14 protein-coding genes and 1 tRNA gene are annotated in these 15,348 nt (G+C 69.4%); 10 read left to right on the forward strand and 5 right to left on the reverse strand.

All coding sequences use genetic code 11. From position 1 onward, the window contains the following. The first annotated feature begins 104 nt into the window (after window positions 1-104). Window positions 105-974 (forward strand): zinc metalloprotease HtpX, encoded by an 870-nt coding sequence (gene htpX, locus EV380_RS01175; RefSeq protein WP_130448782.1) that lies wholly within the window; start codon window positions 105-107, stop codon window positions 972-974. An 88-nt stretch (window positions 975-1,062) separates the two neighbouring features. Here the strand turns inward: htpX and EV380_RS01180 are convergent, their stop codons facing one another. Further along, on the reverse strand, window positions 1,063-1,551 hold the full coding sequence (locus tag EV380_RS01180) for a YajQ family cyclic di-GMP-binding protein (protein WP_102159039.1): 489 nt from the start codon (window positions 1,549-1,551) through the stop codon (window positions 1,063-1,065). 113 nt (window positions 1,552-1,664) lie between these two features. Here EV380_RS01180 and EV380_RS01185 point away from each other — a divergent pair. Then, a tRNA-Tyr gene (locus tag EV380_RS01185) sits at window positions 1,665-1,746 on the forward strand. A 215-nt stretch (window positions 1,747-1,961) separates the two neighbouring features. Beyond that, the gene (locus EV380_RS01190; protein ID WP_242607459.1) at window positions 1,962-2,684 is read left to right on the forward strand and encodes an Ltp family lipoprotein; all 723 of its coding nucleotides are present in this window, start codon (window positions 1,962-1,964) and stop codon (window positions 2,682-2,684) included. Between the two features lie 19 nt (window positions 2,685-2,703). Here EV380_RS01190 and EV380_RS01195 read toward each other — a convergent pair whose 3' ends face one another. Next, window positions 2,704-3,108 carry a hypothetical protein gene (locus EV380_RS01195; protein WP_130448784.1) on the reverse strand — a complete coding sequence of 135 codons (405 nt, stop codon included), beginning with the start codon at window positions 3,106-3,108 and terminating at the stop codon, window positions 2,704-2,706. A 176-nt stretch (window positions 3,109-3,284) separates the two neighbouring features. On the opposite strand from EV380_RS01195, the gene trxA reads away from it, so the two are divergent. Continuing rightward, entirely contained in the window at window positions 3,285-3,668 is a 384-nt protein-coding gene (gene trxA / locus EV380_RS01200; RefSeq protein WP_130448786.1) for a thioredoxin, read from the forward strand. 14 nt (window positions 3,669-3,682) lie between these two features. Here the strand turns inward: trxA and EV380_RS01205 are convergent, their stop codons facing one another. After that, window positions 3,683-4,690, reverse strand: coding sequence for a DNA-3-methyladenine glycosylase family protein (locus EV380_RS01205; RefSeq protein WP_242607460.1), 1,008 nt, complete (start codon window positions 4,688-4,690; stop codon window positions 3,683-3,685). A 124-nt stretch (window positions 4,691-4,814) separates the two neighbouring features. Here EV380_RS01205 and EV380_RS01210 point away from each other — a divergent pair, with 124 nt between their 5' ends. From EV380_RS01210 to EV380_RS01220, 3 genes are read left to right on the forward strand one after another with little or no spacing between them, the layout of a single operon-like run. Further along, window positions 4,815-6,221 carry a cystathionine beta-synthase gene (locus EV380_RS01210; protein WP_130448790.1) on the forward strand — a complete coding sequence of 469 codons (1,407 nt, stop codon included), beginning with the start codon at window positions 4,815-4,817 and terminating at the stop codon, window positions 6,219-6,221. Window positions 6,222-6,252: 31 nt separating this feature from the next. After that, a complete protein-coding gene (locus EV380_RS01215) occupies window positions 6,253-7,416 on the forward strand; it encodes a cystathionine gamma-synthase (protein WP_130448792.1) in 1,164 nt (387 codons plus the stop codon). Window positions 7,417-7,425: 9 nt separating this feature from the next. Beyond that, the gene (locus EV380_RS01220) at window positions 7,426-8,013 is read left to right on the forward strand and encodes a hypothetical protein (protein WP_130448794.1); all 588 of its coding nucleotides are present in this window, start codon (window positions 7,426-7,428) and stop codon (window positions 8,011-8,013) included. Between the two features lie 72 nt (window positions 8,014-8,085). Here EV380_RS01220 and EV380_RS01225 read toward each other — a convergent pair whose 3' ends face one another. Together EV380_RS01225 and EV380_RS01230 are read right to left on the reverse strand one after the other, a co-directional pair. Then, window positions 8,086-9,270, reverse strand: a complete 1,185-nt coding sequence (locus EV380_RS01225; RefSeq protein ID WP_130448796.1) for an amidohydrolase — start codon at window positions 9,268-9,270, stop codon at window positions 8,086-8,088. A 70-nt stretch (window positions 9,271-9,340) separates the two neighbouring features. Beyond that, window positions 9,341-9,820 carry a hypothetical protein gene (locus EV380_RS01230; RefSeq protein WP_130448798.1) on the reverse strand — a complete coding sequence of 160 codons (480 nt, stop codon included), beginning with the start codon at window positions 9,818-9,820 and terminating at the stop codon, window positions 9,341-9,343. Between the two features lie 49 nt (window positions 9,821-9,869). On the opposite strand from EV380_RS01230, the gene EV380_RS01235 reads away from it, so the two are divergent. The 3 genes from EV380_RS01235 (at window position 9,870) to EV380_RS01245 (ending at window position 15,293) form a co-directional block, all read left to right on the forward strand. Next, window positions 9,870-10,598, forward strand: coding sequence for an MOSC domain-containing protein (locus EV380_RS01235; RefSeq protein WP_130448800.1), 729 nt, complete (start codon window positions 9,870-9,872; stop codon window positions 10,596-10,598). 362 nt (window positions 10,599-10,960) lie between these two features. Then, entirely contained in the window at window positions 10,961-12,832 is a 1,872-nt protein-coding gene (locus tag EV380_RS01240) for a DEAD/DEAH box helicase (protein ID WP_130448802.1), read from the forward strand. 88 nt (window positions 12,833-12,920) lie between these two features. Continuing rightward, complete coding sequence (locus tag EV380_RS01245) at window positions 12,921-15,293, forward strand: ATP-binding cassette domain-containing protein (protein WP_130448804.1); 2,373 nt, start codon at window positions 12,921-12,923, stop codon at window positions 15,291-15,293. Window positions 15,294-15,348: the final 55 nt, after the last annotated feature.

Consider the following 15,348-nt stretch of genomic DNA (forward strand, 5'->3'; position numbering starts at 1 on the left):
TCCGGCGGCGGGGCGGCTGAGCGCCGGCTGTGCAGAGGGTGTGCATGCTCTGCGCCGGTGGCGAATCCGGCATCCGGGGCGCCAAGCGCCGGTAAACTGAGACTGTGCATAAACACAACAACGGACTGAAGACGGCGCTCCTGCTGGGGGCCATGTTCGGCCTGCTCCTGCTCATCGGCTCGCTCATCGCTTCTGGCACGGGTCAGTCGATGTTCATCTGGCTCTTCGCGCTGATCGGGGTCGGGACCACGGCCTACGGGTACTGGAACTCGGACAAGCTCGCCATCCGCGCGATGCAGGCCTACCCGGTGACGGAGGCCCAGCAGCCGCAGATGTACCGGATCGTCCGGGAACTCTCGATCTCCGCCCAGAAGCCCATGCCGCGCCTGTACGTCTCTCCGACGATGGCGCCCAACGCGTTCGCGACGGGGCGCAACCCGGAGAACGCGGCGGTCTGCTGCACGGAGGGCATCCTCCAGCTTCTGGACGAGCGCGAGCTGCGCGGGGTGCTCGGCCACGAGCTCATGCACGTCTACAACCGCGACATCCTCACCTCGTCCGTAGCGGCGGCCGTGGCCGGCGTCGTGACGTCGGTCGCCCAGTTCATGCTGTTCTTCGGCGGCGGGGATCGCCGCAACGCGAACCCGATCGCCATGATCGCCATGGCCCTGCTGGCACCGCTGGCCGCTTCGCTGATTCAGATGGCCGTCAGCCGGACCCGCGAGTACGACGCCGACGAGGACGGCGCGCAGTTGACGGGAGATCCGCTCGCGCTCGCGTCCGCCCTGCGCAAGCTGGAGATGGGTGTGCAGCGGGCACCGCTGCCCGAGGACCAGCGGCTCGTGAACACGTCGCACCTGATGATCGCCAACCCGTTCCTGGGTGGGGCCAAGAAGCTCTTCGCAACGCACCCGCCGATGGACGACCGCATCGCCCGGCTCGAGCGGATGGCCGGACGCCCGCTCGGCTACTGATCCGCGGCCGACCGGCCCCGGTACGACGACGGCCACCTCACCTGCGTCAGGTGGGGTGGCCGTCGTCGTACCGGAGTGCGTCCGGGACTCAGCGCAGGTTCACGAACTGGAGGTCAGCGTCCTCGAAGCCCTTGAGCAGCGACATGGTCGCCTGCAGGTCGTCGCGGGACTTGGAGGAGACCCGGAGTTCGTCGCCCTGGATGGTCGACTTCACACCCTTGGGCGCCTCGTCGCGGATCAGCTTGTTGATCTTCTTGGCCACGTCCTGGGCGATGCCCTCCTTGATGGTGGCCTCCATCCGGTACTCCTTGCCGGATGCGAACGGCTCGCCGGCGTCGAGGGACTTGAGCGAGATGCCGCGCTTGACGAGCTTGGACTGGAAGACGTCGAGCACGGTCTTGACGCGCTCCTCGGTGGAAGCCTTCATCAGGATCGACTCTCCGCTGTAGTCGATCTCCGCGCCGACGCCCTTGAAGTCGTAGCGCTGTGCGATCTCCTTCTGCGCCTGGACGAGCGCGTTCGAGACCTCCTGCTTGTCGACCTTGCTGACGACGTCGAACGTAGAATCGCTAGCCATCGATGTACCTCCTGGGTTGGTGGATGTCTTTCGTCCAGCCTACCGGGAAGTGCTCGATTCGATTCTTGAGGGAAAGTTCTGTAGAGTATTTTTTCGTTCCGCAGGGAACGTTCGGCAGATTACCCGAGCGGCCAAAGGGGGCTGACTGTAAATCAGCTGGCAATGCCTACGGGGGTTCGAATCCCTCATCTGCCACCGAACGAAAAGGGTCCGAATACCTCGTCAGCGAGGGATTCGGGCCCTTTTCGCATGCCCGGGAAGCCTTCCGCTCCGGCGATCGTCGGCGTAGGCTCGCAGGACGTGAGCGGCTTTGGGGAGCTGCAGTTCTTGCCGGGCATTGCGGACGTCCGCAGCAACGCACCTTGAATCTGGTCAGCCACATCGTGAAGCGATTCGAGGAGGCGGTTCTCATGGCTGAGGACTCCGCGCAACGTCCGGAACTTCAAGGGAAACAGGCGCACCGGGGACTGACGCCTCGCAGGAGGCGCGTCCCGTTCTTGGCGGGCGCTGCCATGGTGTTCGTCGCCGTGGGTCTCGCGGGCTGCGGTGGTGCCGATCCGACGTCCGTCGATTCCGCTCCCGGCAGCCACGCGGAGGAGTCCGTGACCCTCTTCGACGAAAACGCGTCGGCCGAGGCTGCGGCCGAGGAGGAGAAGGAGGCCACCGAGTCCGACGAGCGGGCGGAGGCAGCCGCCGCAGAGGCGGAAGCGGAAGCCCAGGCGGAAGCCGAAGCGGAAGCCCAGGCGAAGAAGGAAGCAGAGGCGGAAGCCGAAGCGGAGGCCAAGGCGAAGGCGGAAAAGAAGGCGAAGGCTGAAGCCGAGGCCGAGGCCGAAGCTGAGGCCGGGACGGTCAGCCAGCGGAACGCGCTGCGGTCCGCCCAGAACTATCTCGACTTCGCGGCCTTCTCGCGCACGGGCCTGATCGAGCAACTTAAGTTCGAGGACTACTCGACCGGCGATGCGACGTGGGCCGTCGACCGGGTCGAGGTCGACTGGAACGAACAGGCTGCAGAGTCCGCTGAGAACTATCTCGACTTCATGGCGTTCTCCCGCCAGGGGCTGATCGACCAGCTGCTCTTCGAAGGCTTCACTCAGAAGCAGGCCACGTACGGGGTGGACCAGACGGGCCTCTAGGCGAGCCGGCGGCGCAGCTTCAGGCGGCGAGTTCTTCGGCCAGCTCCAGGTCCCACAGCACGAGCCAGGCTGCCGGCGAGGCTCCCGTGACGGCGTCGTAGTGAGTCCACTGCCAGGCGGTCGCACCGTTGTCCTCCGCCGGGGCCGGCGGGCACGACCCGGGGCTCAGCCAGCGGCCGGAGACCCAGATCGCGTGCACGGGCCCCAGTTCCGTGTCGGCGGCGTCGCTCGAGTTTCGTCGGCGCGGCGGCCGGATCTTCTCCTGGATGCGCCCGGCCGCACCGAACGCGTACAGCTCCTGACGGGCGACAAGCGGACCCGGCGCGAAGCTGCGCCGGTAGTCGTCGGCGAGGTCGGCGCAATGCTCGACGGCCGCGGGCAGGTCGTGGTCTTCGATGATCATCAACAGCGAACACTGCGTCAAGGTTCCTCCTTGGTCGGTCCGGGCTGGCCGGCTCGTTTCCGAGGACGTTAGGCCCACAACGGCGCTGCAGGAACCGGCGCGAGGCGATCTGTGGACAAACGGCGCGCTCCGCATTGGTTGTCCACACCGCGTTCGCGGGACGAGCACTCGGCGGCGGGCACGGCTACGGTAGGGACATGGCTACCGTAGATATCACCGAAGCAGACTTCCCGCAGACGCTCGAGGACAACGAGATCGTCCTCGTCGACTTCTGGGCCGAATGGTGCGGCCCGTGCAAGCAGTTCGCGCCCGTGTACGAGAAGGTCTCCGAGGAGAACCCCGACATCACGTTTGCGAAGGTCGACACCGAAGCCGAGCGCTCGCTGGCTGCCGCGGCCGGTATCAGTTCGATCCCGACCCTCATGGCTTTCCGGCAGAAGGTGCTCGTGTACGCGCAGCCGGGCGCCGTCGGTGCCCCGCAGCTGACCGAGCTCGTCGAGGCCGTCAAGGCGCTCGACATAGACGAAGTGCACGCGAAGGTCGCAGCGCAGGAGGCCGAACCGGAGCAGCAGGGCCAGTAGCCCCGGCTGCGATCCTAGATCCGACGGTAGTCGCGCGGGGCCAGCCGCGGCCCGCGCGCCTGCTTGCGGAACCCCGAGGCGGCGAGTAGGCGCACGACCCGCTGCCGGTGGCCGTGCCACGGGCGCAGGAGGTCGAGCATGCCGGCGTCGTCGGTCCGCTTTCCCGTTAGCGCCTCGCCCACGAATCCGGCCAAGTGGTAGTCGCCGACTGACACCGAGTCGGGGTCGCCGTGGCTGCGCTGGAGTACCTCTGCGGCAGTCCAGGGTCCGATGCCCGGCAGCGACTGGAGCGCGACGCCTGGCCGCGCCTCCAGTTTCTGCTCCGCGAGCCGGGCCAGGCCCGGCGCCGATTCGGCGGCCCGCAGTAGGGTCCGGCTCCGGGCGGAGTCGACGCGCGCCGCGTGCCAGTCCCATGAGGGGATCCGTCGCAGCTGGTGCGGCGTCGGCGGCAGGCGCATGCCCTCCGGCAGCACCGAATCGCCGCCGTGCGCCACCGCCGGAGACGGCGGTTCGTCCCCGAAACGGCCGGCGATGTACCGCCACGCGAAGAGGGCTTCGATCGTGGTGACCTTCTGTTCGAGGACGGCCGGCATGAGCGCGTCGAAGACACGCCCCGTCGCCGGCAGCCGCAGGCCTGGGTGATCCCTCCGGGCCCGCCGCACGCGCGGCGGCAGGGAGGCAGCGAAGTCCGCCGCGTCGAACTCCGCCCAATCGTCGTCGCCGCCCGCGAGCCGAACGACGGCGTCCGCGAACCCCGCGTGCTGCGCGCCTTCGCCCCAGGCCCGCCACCGCAGCACCGCGGGCACCGGTTCCGTGGTGGAGCCGCGCGCGCTGGCGAGGTCCAGGCGCAGGGTGACCGGGCCGCCGTCGTGCCGGAAGCAGAGCCAGGCCGCGGGCCCGGCGACGCGGATCGTGGGGTCGTGCGTGCCGCGCTGGACGACGCCGAGCGTCTGCGGCAGCGAATACGGGCCCTGCGGACGCCATTCGCCCTCGGCCGCGGGCGCGCGCAGGGATCCGGTCATGCCCACCATGATGCCCCCGCCCGACGCATTCCGCTCGGCCTGCCCGCCAGTGCGGGGCCGCCAGCATGAACTCAGGTTAACAATCCTTAATGAACCGTCACGTTACGCCGGTAGAGTCGAAGGCATGAAATACGCGAACACCGTCCTGGACCTGATCGGCAACACCCCGCTGGTCAAGCTCAACCGGGTCACCGAAGGCATCGAGGCCACGATTCTGGTCAAACTCGAGTACCTGAACCCCGGCGGTTCCATCAAGGACCGCATCTCGCTGCGGATGATCGAGGACGCCGAGAAGGCCGGGAATCTCGCGCCCGGCGGGACCGTCGTGGAGCCGACGTCCGGCAACACCGGCGTGGGTCTGGCTATGGTCGCGCAGCAGAAGGGGTACCGGACGGTCTTCGTCACGCCCGACAAGGTCGGCGAGGAGAAACGCGACGTGTTGCGCGCGTACGGCGCCGAAGTGGTGGTCACGGCCTCGTCCGTTCCCCCCGAATCTCCCGAGTCATATTACGGAGTCTCCGACCGACTGGCCCGCGAAATCCCCGGCGCCTACAAGCCGGACCAGTTCTCCAACCCCGCCGCGCCCGCGAGCCACTACGCCTCGACGGGGCCGGAGATCTGGCGCGACACCGACGGCCGCGTCACGCACGCCGTCATCGGCGCCGGCACCGGGGGCACCATCACCGGCACCGGGCGCTACCTCAAGGAGATCTCCGCCGACCGCGCGTCCGGGCCCGTGCGGATCATCGGCGTCGACCCGGACGGCTCCGTCTACTCCGGCGGCTCCGGCCGGCCCTTCTTCGTCGAGGGCGTCGGCGAGGACATGTGGCCGGCCAACTACGACCCGGCCGTCGCTGACGAGGTCCTCTCGGTCAGCGACGCAGAGTCGTTCGCGATGACGCGCCGCCTCGCCCGCGAGGAGGGACTGCTCGTCGGCGGCTCCTCCGGCATGGCCGTCGCCGCCGCCCTGCGCGCGGCCGAGCACCTCACGGCCGACGACGTCGTCGTCGTGATCCTGCCCGACGGCGGCCGCGGCTACCTCGCCAAGATCTTCAACGACGGGTGGATGACCCGGCATGGCTTCCTGCCGGAGGAGGCGCACGACGGCGGCCCCCGGGTCGCCGACCTGCTCGCCTCCGCGGCCGGCGGCCGGCGCGAGCTCGCGCACGTGGGGGCCGACGCGACCGTGGGCGGGGCGCTCTCCTTCCTCCGGTCGACCGGGCTGCCGGCGCTGCCCGTGCTCTCCGCCGTGCCCGAGAGTCCCGAATCCTCAGTGCGGCTGGGCGAAGTCCTCGGGTTCGTGACCGACCACGGGTTGTCGGAGGTCGTGCTCTCGGGGGCCGCCGGGCTCGAGGCCCCCGTGCGCGAGCACCTCGAGCCGCTCCCGGCGATGCTCGGGGCCCGGCAGGGAATCGACGCGGCCCGCGCGGCGTTGACAACAGAACCGGCCGTCGTCGTCACGCAGGACGGGGACGTGGTCGGCGTGCTCACGCGGGCCGACCTCGTCGACGCCGCGACCCGCACCTCCTGATCCCCGAACACGACGCACGCAAAGGACTTCGATGAGCACCGAGAACACCTCCGGATTCAACACGCGCGCCATCCACGCCGGCCAGGCCTTCGAGCCGCACACCGGCGCCGTCGTGCCGCCCGTGCACTTCTCGACGACGTACGCCCAAGACGGCATCGGCGGGCTGCGCAACGGCTACGAGTACGGCCGCGGCACCAACCCGACCCGCGACTCGCTGCAGGAGCAGCTGGCCGCCCTCGAATCCGGCCGACACGGCCTGACGTTCGGCTCCGGGCTCGCCGCCGAGGACGCGATCATCCGCGCGGTCCTGCGCCCGGGCGATCACATCGTGCTCGGCAACGACGCCTACGGCGGCACCTACCGGCTGATCAGCCGCGTCTTCGGGGACTGGGGCATCACCCACACGGCCGTCGACATGGGGGACGCGGAGGCCGTCAGGGGCGCAGTGGCCGCGCACGGCGCGAAGCTCGTCTGGCTCGAAACGCCGTCGAACCCCATGATGAAGATCGCCGACGTCGCCGCGATCGCCGAGATCAGCCACGCGGCGGGCGCGCTGCTCGTCGTGGACAACACGTTCGCCTCGCCCTACCTCCAGCAGCCGCTGACGATGGGTGCGGACGTCGTGGTGCACTCGACCACCAAGTACATCGGCGGGCATTCCGACGTCGTGGGCGGCGCCGTCGTCACCTCCGACGATGAGCTGGCCGAGAAGATCGGCTTCATGCAGTTCGCCGTCGGCGGCGTGAACGGGCCGATGGACGCCTTCCTGACGACCCGCGGCCTCAAGACGCTCGGCGTGCGCATGGACCGCCACTCCGACAACGCGGAGAAGGTCGCGGCGTGGCTGCTGGGCCGGCCCGAGGTGGAGAAGGTCCTCTACCCGGGGCTCGAGGAGCACCCGGGCCACGAGCTCGCCAAGCGGCAGATGAAGCGGTTCGGGGGCATGGTCTCCGTCCAGTTCGTCGGCGGCCCTGCGGCCGCGCGCACCGTGGCTGAGGCGACGCGTGTCTTCACCCTGGCCGAGTCGCTCGGCGGCATCGAGTCGCTCATGAACTATCCCTCGGAGATGACGCACGCGTCCGTGAAGGGCACCGAGCTCGCCGTGCCGGAGAATCTGCTGCGCCTGTCCGTCGGCATCGAGGACGCCGAGGACCTGATCGCCGACCTCGAGCAGGCCTTCGCAAAACTGGCGTAGTCCGCGCCTGTGACCAGATTGCAGTTCAAGCGCGTCGTGCGTCGTCAGGTCACCGGACGGCCAGATGCGGGCGAGCCTGCGCGGCCACGTCTGCGGTGCTTCCCTGGATGGGCTGGGACCCTGCTGTGGTGGCCGCACCCCGTCGACTACGTCGACACTGCACTGCCAGCTGAGCTCATTGTCGAGTTGATGGACTGGGAGGCGCGCTGGGAAGGCCGTGCGAGCGCAGAGATGGACGGTCTGCGCGCACATGACCCAGTCGCGGAGGCTGATGAGCAGCGCCTGCTGATTGGCCTGTCGCTTCGCGTCGCGGAGCATCTCGGGTCGGGCTACAGCGTTGAGGTGGACGCTCCGCGGCGGCCGGGCCGCGCTATTCTGCGCCGCCGTAAAGTCCTCCTAGTCGCTGATGGGCCGGGGACGCCCGCCGTCGTCGCCGCCTTCGAGGCGCTGGAAGCCGAGGCGGCGGATGACCTGTATCCCCGGTGGCGCCCCGGTGTCGGGTCGAAGTCCCGGCTGTACGCCTACGCGCCGCTCTCCGGAGAAACGTTCGACCCCTCCGGCGGCCGTCGTCGTCGCCAGCGCGACGACGCCCCGTGAGGAATCGTCCGATCAGCCCGCGCTGAACGACGTCGTCTCACGGGGCGTTCCGCTGGTGGCGGCGCGAGACGCCTAAGCGGCGGAGCGGGCGAGTACCCGCGGGGCGCGCGCCGCGTCGTCGTACTGCATGACGGTCTTGCCGCCGATGAACACGCGCGTGGCGCGCTGCATGACATCGAGCGGGTCCCCGGACCAGAGCACCAGGTCCGCGTCCTTGCCCACCTCGATCGAACCGATCCTCTCGGCCAGGCCGAGTACGCGGGCGGGGTTGATGGTGAGTGCGCGCAGCGCCGTCACCGGGTCCAGCCCCTCCTTCACGGACAGCGTCGCCTGGTGGACCAGGAAGTCGATCGGCACCACCGGGTGGTCGGTGATGATCGAGATCTCGACGCCCGCGGCCGCCAGTTTCCCCGGGTTTGCGAGCGAACGCGCCCGCAGCTCGACCTTGGACTTCGTCGTGAACAGGGGCCCGATGAGCACCGGCGTGCCGCGCTCGGCGAGCACGTCGGCGAGGACGTGGGCCTCGGTGCCGTGGTCCAGCACCAGGTCGTAGCCGAACTCGTCGGCGATGCGAAGCGCCGTCGCGATATCGTCCGCGCGGTGCGCATGCTGGCGCCAGGGGATCTCGCGGCGCAGGACCATCGCCAGGGCCTCGAGCTTGGGGTCGCGCTCGCCGGCCCCGTCGCTCTCCTGCTTGGTGAGGTAGTTCTGCGCCTCGATGAACGCCTGGCGGATGACCATCGCGGTCCCGAGCCGGGTCGAGGGGGTCTGCTTCTTCTCGCCGTAGATCCGCTTGGGGTTCTCGCCGAGGGCCGACTTCAGCCCGCTGGGGGAGCGCAGGACCATCTCATCGATCCGGCGCCCGTGGGTGTGCATTGCGACGGCCAGGCCGCCGATGGGGTTCCCCGATCCCGGGTTCACGTTCACGGTGGTCACGCCTCCGGCGAGGGCGTCGTCGAAGCCGGGGTCGAAGGGGTCGACGGCGTCGATCGCCCGCACGGCAGCGGTCACCGGATCGGTCGCCTCGTTGACGTCGGCGGTGGAGCCGACCTCGCCCTCGGGGTGCATGCCGAGGTGCACGTGGGCGTCGATGAGGCCGGGCAGCAGCCATTGGCCGGCGGCGTCGATGACTTCGCCGACGGGTTCGATATCGGGGCCGGCCGCGGTGATCTTGCCGTCCTCGACCACGACGGTCCCGTCGAACGGGGCGCCCTCGATCGGGAGGACGTGGGCGTTGACGATGGAGAAGGAGCTCATTCAGCAGTCCTTTCAGATTGGTGTGATCCCGACCCTACTCGTCCCACCGGCCCGCGTCAGCAGCGGGCGGTTACGGCTTCATGCGTTTGCGGGCCAAGCGGGCGGCCTTGGCCTGGGGCTTGAAGTACCGCTGTGACGCCGGCAGCCACAGCAGCACGACGCCGATCAGGAGTCCCAGTGCGGGCAGCATCAGGCGCGGCCCGCGCAGCAGCAGCGGCAGGCCGCCGATCAGCCCGAAGGTCGTCAGCAGCGCGCGCCCGGCAAGATGACCGAGCCACAGCCGGCCGGTGCCCCAGCCGATCATGAGGGTCAGCGCGGCGAGCAGGATGCCGATCATGAGCAGTCCGACGCGGTCCCCGCCGCCGGGGACGAGTCCGAAGTTGCCGAACGCCGCGATCGAGAAGCCGAGCACGATCACTGTCATCGCACCCCACCACCAGACCGCGGCCTTGACGGTGCCCGGAAGCGAAGCCCACGCCCCGAACCGGCGACCGGGGGTGCCGGAGCCGTCGGAGGTGGTCGGCGGGGTCGTCTCGCGCTTCTTGTTCACGATTCGAGCCTACCGCCGAAGCCGCGCCGCGTTTGGGTAGCCTGTCGGTATGACGGATTCGAGCACGGGCACGGCAACCTCCAGCACGACGACGGCGGCCGGCGCCGCTGCGGCCGGCGCCGCTGCGGGCGCACCACTCGCGGTGGGTCGCCTCAACGCCGTGTGCCGCGTGCACCAGCTGGAGCCGGACGCCGGCTCGGTAGGCGTCACGGCGATCGACAAGCGGCCCGTTGCCTCCGCCGTGAAGGTGAACCGGCTCGGTGTCTACGCTGACGTGCAGGCCGACCGCGAGCACCACGGCGGCGAGGAGCAGGCCGTCTACGCGTATGCGCAGGAGGAGGCCGACGCCTGGGGCGAGCGCCTCGGCCGCGAGATCCCGGCCGGACTGTTCGGCGAGAACCTGCGCGTCAGCGGTCTGGCCGTCACCGACGCGGTGATCGGCGAGCGGTGGGTCGTCGGGGAGGCCGAATTCGAGGTCACGATCCCGCGGACGCCGTGCGCCACCTTCGCCCGCCGCATGGGGGAGGAACGCTGGGTGCGCCGCTTCACCGAGCAGGCGGACACCGGCTGCTACCTACGCGTGGTGCGCAAGGGCCGGATCGCGGCGGGTGACGCGGTCGCCGTCATGCATCGTCCGCGCCACGGGGTCACGGTGCGCGAGCTCTTCGTCGGTCCGACGCCCGCCCAGGCCGCGGCCCTGCGCGATGGCCAGCAGGCCGGGGAGTGGGAGCTGACAGCCAAGGTCGTCCGCGAGATCGAGCGCGTGCTCGCGCGCTAAGGGCGCACTGCGCACGGCGAGCCGGCCCTGTGCCCAAGCGCACAACCCCCGTCGCCCCACGACTGCCGCGGACGGGCTACAATGGAGTGTTCACTGATTCCGGTTTCCCTCGCATCCTGCCCAATTTTTGAGGCAAGAGCCTTTCCGTGTCGTGTGTGTTATCCGCTCGCTGCCTGAGTTGAATCTCGAGTGTTGCAGCCTCGCGGGACAGTGCCATAGGGGAGTCGCCGGGCCGAAGTGATCGAGTCCGAATGTGCCGCGGTGCATCACTGCCGGGACCGCCCAACGGGGCCGTCCGGTTGCACCGCCTCCCCTAATGAACGAGGTTTTACTCAGTGTCTTCTGAGCAGCAGTCTTCCGACGTGCCCAACAACTCCACCAACAACGACGCGACCGACGAAGAGAACACCGTCACGTTCGCCGAACTCGGCATTGACGGCCGTGTCCTCGCCGCGCTGAGCGACGTCGGCTACGAGAAGCCGTCGCCGATCCAGGCCGCCACCATCCCGCTCCTCCTCGCAGGCAACGACGTCGTCGGCGTCGCCCAGACGGGCACCGGCAAGACCGCCGCGTTCGCCGTCCCCGCCCTGTCGCGGATGGCGGAGCTGGCCGATCTCAACGGCCCGACCCGCAACACCCAGGTCCTGGTCCTCGCTCCGACTCGCGAGCTCGCGCTCCAGGTCGCCGAGGCATTCAGCTCCTACACCAAGCACATGGAGGACGTCACCGTCCTGCCGGTCTACGGCGGCTCGCCGTACGGCCCGCAGCTGAACGGCCTCCGCCGCGGCGCACAGGTCGTCGTCGGCACCCCGGGTCGCGTCATCGACCACATCAACAAGGGCTCCCTCGACCTCTCCGACCTGCAGTACGTCGTCCTCGACGAGGCCGACGAGATGCTGCGCATGGGCTTCGCCGAAGAGGTCGACAAGATCCTCGAGGCCACCCCGGAGAACAAGCAGGTCGTGCTGTTCTCGGCCACGATGCCGGGCTCGATCCGCCGCATCTCCAAGCAGTACCTGCGCAACCCGCAGGAAGTGACCGTCAAGTCGAGCACTTCGACCGGCAAGAACATCCGCCAGCGCTACGCGCAGGTCATGGGCCCGCACAAGCTCGACGCCATGACCCGCATCCTCGAGTCGGAGGAGCACGACGGCGTCATCACCTTCGTGCGCACCAAGATGGCTACGGAGGACCTCGCCGACAAGCTCAAGGCCCGCGGTTTCACCGCGGCCGCGATCAACGGCGACATCCCGCAGCAGCAGCGCGAGCGCACCGTCGAGAACCTGCGCGGCGGCAAGATCGACATCCTGGTCGCCACCGACGTCGCGGCCCGCGGCCTCGACGTCGAGCGCATCAGCCACGTCATCAACTACGACATCCCGCACGACACCGAGTCGTACGTGCACCGCATCGGCCGCACCGGCCGCGCTGGCCGCACCGGTGACGCGATCCTCTTCATGACCCCGCGCGAGAAGTACCTGCTGCGGGCCATCGAGAAGGCGACCCGCCAGCCGGTCGAGCTCATGCAGCTGCCGAGCGTCGACATCGTCAACGACAAGCGCCTCGACAAGTTCGCGCAGCGCATCACGGCCACGCGCGAGTCGGAGGACCTGAGCGTCTTCCGCAACCTCGTCGAGAAGTACGTCGAGGACAACGACGTGACCGCCGTCGAGGCCGCCGCCGCACTGGCGCACATGGCCCAGGGCGGCCGCCCGCTGCTCATGGAGGAGCTGCCGACCCCGCCGGCGAAGCAGGTCCGCATGTCCAAGGGCGCCAAGGACGGCTTCGGCTCCCGCGGCCCGACACGTGCGCTCACCGAGGGCAACGCGACGTACCGCATCGCCGTCGGCCGTCGCCAGCGCGTCATGCCGGGCTCGATCGTCGGCGCCTTGGCGAACGAGGGCGGCTTCACGGCCACCGAGATCGGCGGCATCGACATCCGCAGCGATCACTCGCTCGTCGAGCTGCCGGCCGACCTGTCCAAGGATCAGTGGCGCGCTCTCTCGCGCACCCGCATCGGCGGCGAGCTGATCCAGCTCGAGCTCGACTCCGGCCGCAAGCCCCGCCGCGAAGGCGAAGGCGGCGGTGGCGGTGGCGGCGGCTACAAGGGCAAGTCGGGCGGCTTCCGCAAGGACGGCCCCCGCAAGACCGGCGGCTTCCGCAAGGATCACGGCGCCGGCGCCGGTTCGCGCAAGCCGCGCACCGGACGCAACTTCGAGGACCGCAGCAACTAGTCCTCCCACGGCGGATCCCCGCCGGCAGGCGCCCACGCACCAGCGTGGGCGCCTGCGCCATTTAACGACCATGGTGCACAATGACTGCATGAGCCGCACTGAATCGGAATCCGCCGGCCACGCCGCCGACACGCACGACACGATCCGCGTCCGCGGCGCCCGCGAGAACAACCTGCGTGGCGTCGACCTGGACGTCCCGAAGCGTCGGCTGACGGTCTTCACGGGAGTCTCCGGATCCGGCAAGTCCTCCCTGGTCTTCTCGACCATCGCCGCCGAGTCCCAGCGCATGATCAACGAAACCTACAGTGCGTTCGTTCAGGGATTCATGCCGTCCGTGCCCCGCCCGGACGTCGAGCTCCTCGAGGGGCTGACGACGGCGATCACGGTCGGCCAGGAGCGACTCGGCGCCAACCCCCGCTCGACGGTCGGGACGGTGACGGACGCGGACGCGATGCTGCGCATCCTGTTCAGCCGGCTGGGGGACCCGCACATCGGCGGCCCCACCGCCTTCTCGTTCAACATCCCGACGCAGAAGGCCAGCGGCGTGATGACCAGCGCCAAGGGCGAGAAGAAGATCGTCAAGGACGCTGTCTATCTGGGCGGCATGTGCCCGGAGTGCGAGGGCCGCGGGACTGTCTCGGACGTCGACCTGGCCGCCGTCGTCGACGAGTCCAAATCGCTCCTCGACGGCGCCATCAAGGTCCCGGGCTACACCCCCGACGGCTGGATGGTGAAGGGCTTCGCCGAGTCCGGGTTCTTCCCGGCGGATCAGCCGGTCTCGACGTTCACGGAGCAGCAGCGCCAGGACTTCCTCTACAAAGAGGCCACCAAGATCCGCGCGCTGGACATGAACATGACGTACGAGGGCTTGATCCCCAAGATCACCAAGTCCATGCTCTCCAAGGATGTGGACTCACTGCAGCCGCACATCCGCGCCTTCGTGGAGCGCGTCGCAGCCTTCACCTCCTGCCCGGCGTGCGACGGGACGCGGCTGACGGAGGCGGCGCGGAGCAGCCTGATCGACGGCGTCTCGATCGCCGATGCCAGCCGGATGCAGGTCTCCGACCTCGCCGGCTGGGTGCGCGGGCTCGACCTGCCCGCGGCCGGGCCCCTGCTGACGAGGCTCGGCGACATGCTGGACTCGTTCGTGACCCTGGGCCTCGGATACCTGAGCCTGAACCGGCCCTCGGGCACGCTCTCCGGGGGCGAGGCGCAGCGCATCAAGATGCTCCGCCACCTCGGATCCCCGCTGACGGACGTCACCTACGTCTTCGACGAGCCGACGACGGGCCTGCACCCGCACGACATCGAGCGGATGAACTCCCTGCTGCGCCGCCTGCGGGACAAGGGCAACACCGTCATGGTCGTCGAACACAAGCCGGAGGTGATCGCGATCGCCGACCACCTCGTGGATCTCGGGCCGGGCGCGGGAAGCCACGGCGGCGAGATCTGCTTCGAGGGCGACCTGGCCGGGCTCAAGGCCAGCGGAACGGTGACCGGGCAGCACCTGGACTACCGGGTCCGGCTCAAGGACACCGTCCGCGAGCCCGCCGGCAGCCTCCAGATCCGCGGCGCCACCGCCAACAACCTGCGCGATGTCGACGTGGACGTCCCGCGCGGCGTCCTCACGGTGGTGACCGGCGTCGCCGGATCCGGCAAGAGCTCACTGATCCACCAGTACGTCTCCCCGCTCGAGGGGGTGGTCGCGATCGACCAGACCGCCATCAAGGGATCCCGCCGCTCCAACCCGGCCACCTACACAGGGCTGCTCGAGCCGATCCGGAAGGCTTTCGCCAAGGCCAACGGCGTCAAGCCCGCACTGTTCAGCGCGAACTCTGCCGGCGCCTGCCCGAGCTGCAAAGGCGCCGGCGTGATCGTCACCGAGCTCGGCTTCATGGACACGGTCGAGACCCCGTGCGAGGACTGCGGCGGCAAGCGTTTCATGGCGGAGGTGCTGCAGTACACGCTCGGCGGCAAGGACATCACCGAGGTCCTGGACCTGCCCGTGGACCAGGCGCGCGACTTCTTCACCTCGCTCGACGCCAAACTCCCGGCGGCCGCGAAGATCCTGGGCCGCCTGCACGATGTCGGGCTCGGTTACCTCAAGCTCGGGCAGCCGCTGTCCACGCTCTCCGGCGGCGAGCGCCAGCGCATCCGGCTGGCCAACCAGATGGGGGAGAACGGCGACGTCTACGTCCTCGACGAGCCCACCACCGGCCTGCACCTCGCGGACGTCGAGAACCTGCTGGGGCTGCTGGACCGGCTCGTGGACGCCGGACGGACCGTGATCGTGATCGAGCACCATCAGGCCGTCATGGCGCATGCCGACTGGGTGATCGACCTCGGCCCCGGCGCCGGGCACGACGGCGGCACGGTCGTCTTCGAGGGCACACCCGCCGACCTCGTCCGCCACGAATCGTCGCTCACGGGCCGCCACCTCGCCGAATACGTCGCCGGCTAGGGACGAACCGCACGCACGCGGCTGGCTGGCGGCTGGATGAGAGCCTTCTCATTCC

Origin of the sequence: Zhihengliuella halotolerans (genome assembly GCF_004217565.1) — a bacterium.
In the GTDB taxonomy this organism is placed as follows: Bacteria; Actinomycetota; Actinomycetes; order Actinomycetales; family Micrococcaceae; genus Zhihengliuella; species Zhihengliuella halotolerans.

What these genes read in the sequence shown, in the direction of transcription:
- EV380_RS01235 (WP_130448800.1), top strand. Translation starts at nt 9,870, where the DNA reads ATGACGGATTCGAGCACGGGCACGGCAACCTCCAGCACGACGACGGCG.
- EV380_RS01205 (WP_242607460.1), bottom strand. Translation starts at nt 4,690, where the DNA reads ATGACCGGATCCCTGCGCGCGCCCGCGGCCGAGGGCGAATGGCGTCCG.
- EV380_RS01245 (WP_130448804.1), top strand. Translation starts at nt 12,921, where the DNA reads ATGAGCCGCACTGAATCGGAATCCGCCGGCCACGCCGCCGACACGCAC.
- EV380_RS01215 (WP_130448792.1), top strand. Translation starts at nt 6,253, where the DNA reads ATGAGCACCGAGAACACCTCCGGATTCAACACGCGCGCCATCCACGCC.
- EV380_RS01225 (WP_130448796.1), bottom strand. Translation starts at nt 9,270, where the DNA reads ATGAGCTCCTTCTCCATCGTCAACGCCCACGTCCTCCCGATCGAGGGC.
- trxA (WP_130448786.1), top strand. Translation starts at nt 3,285, where the DNA reads ATGGCTACCGTAGATATCACCGAAGCAGACTTCCCGCAGACGCTCGAG.
- EV380_RS01190 (WP_242607459.1), top strand. Translation starts at nt 1,962, where the DNA reads ATGGCTGAGGACTCCGCGCAACGTCCGGAACTTCAAGGGAAACAGGCG.
- EV380_RS01180 (WP_102159039.1), bottom strand. Translation starts at nt 1,551, where the DNA reads ATGGCTAGCGATTCTACGTTCGACGTCGTCAGCAAGGTCGACAAGCAG.
- EV380_RS01210 (WP_130448790.1), top strand. Translation starts at nt 4,815, where the DNA reads ATGAAATACGCGAACACCGTCCTGGACCTGATCGGCAACACCCCGCTG.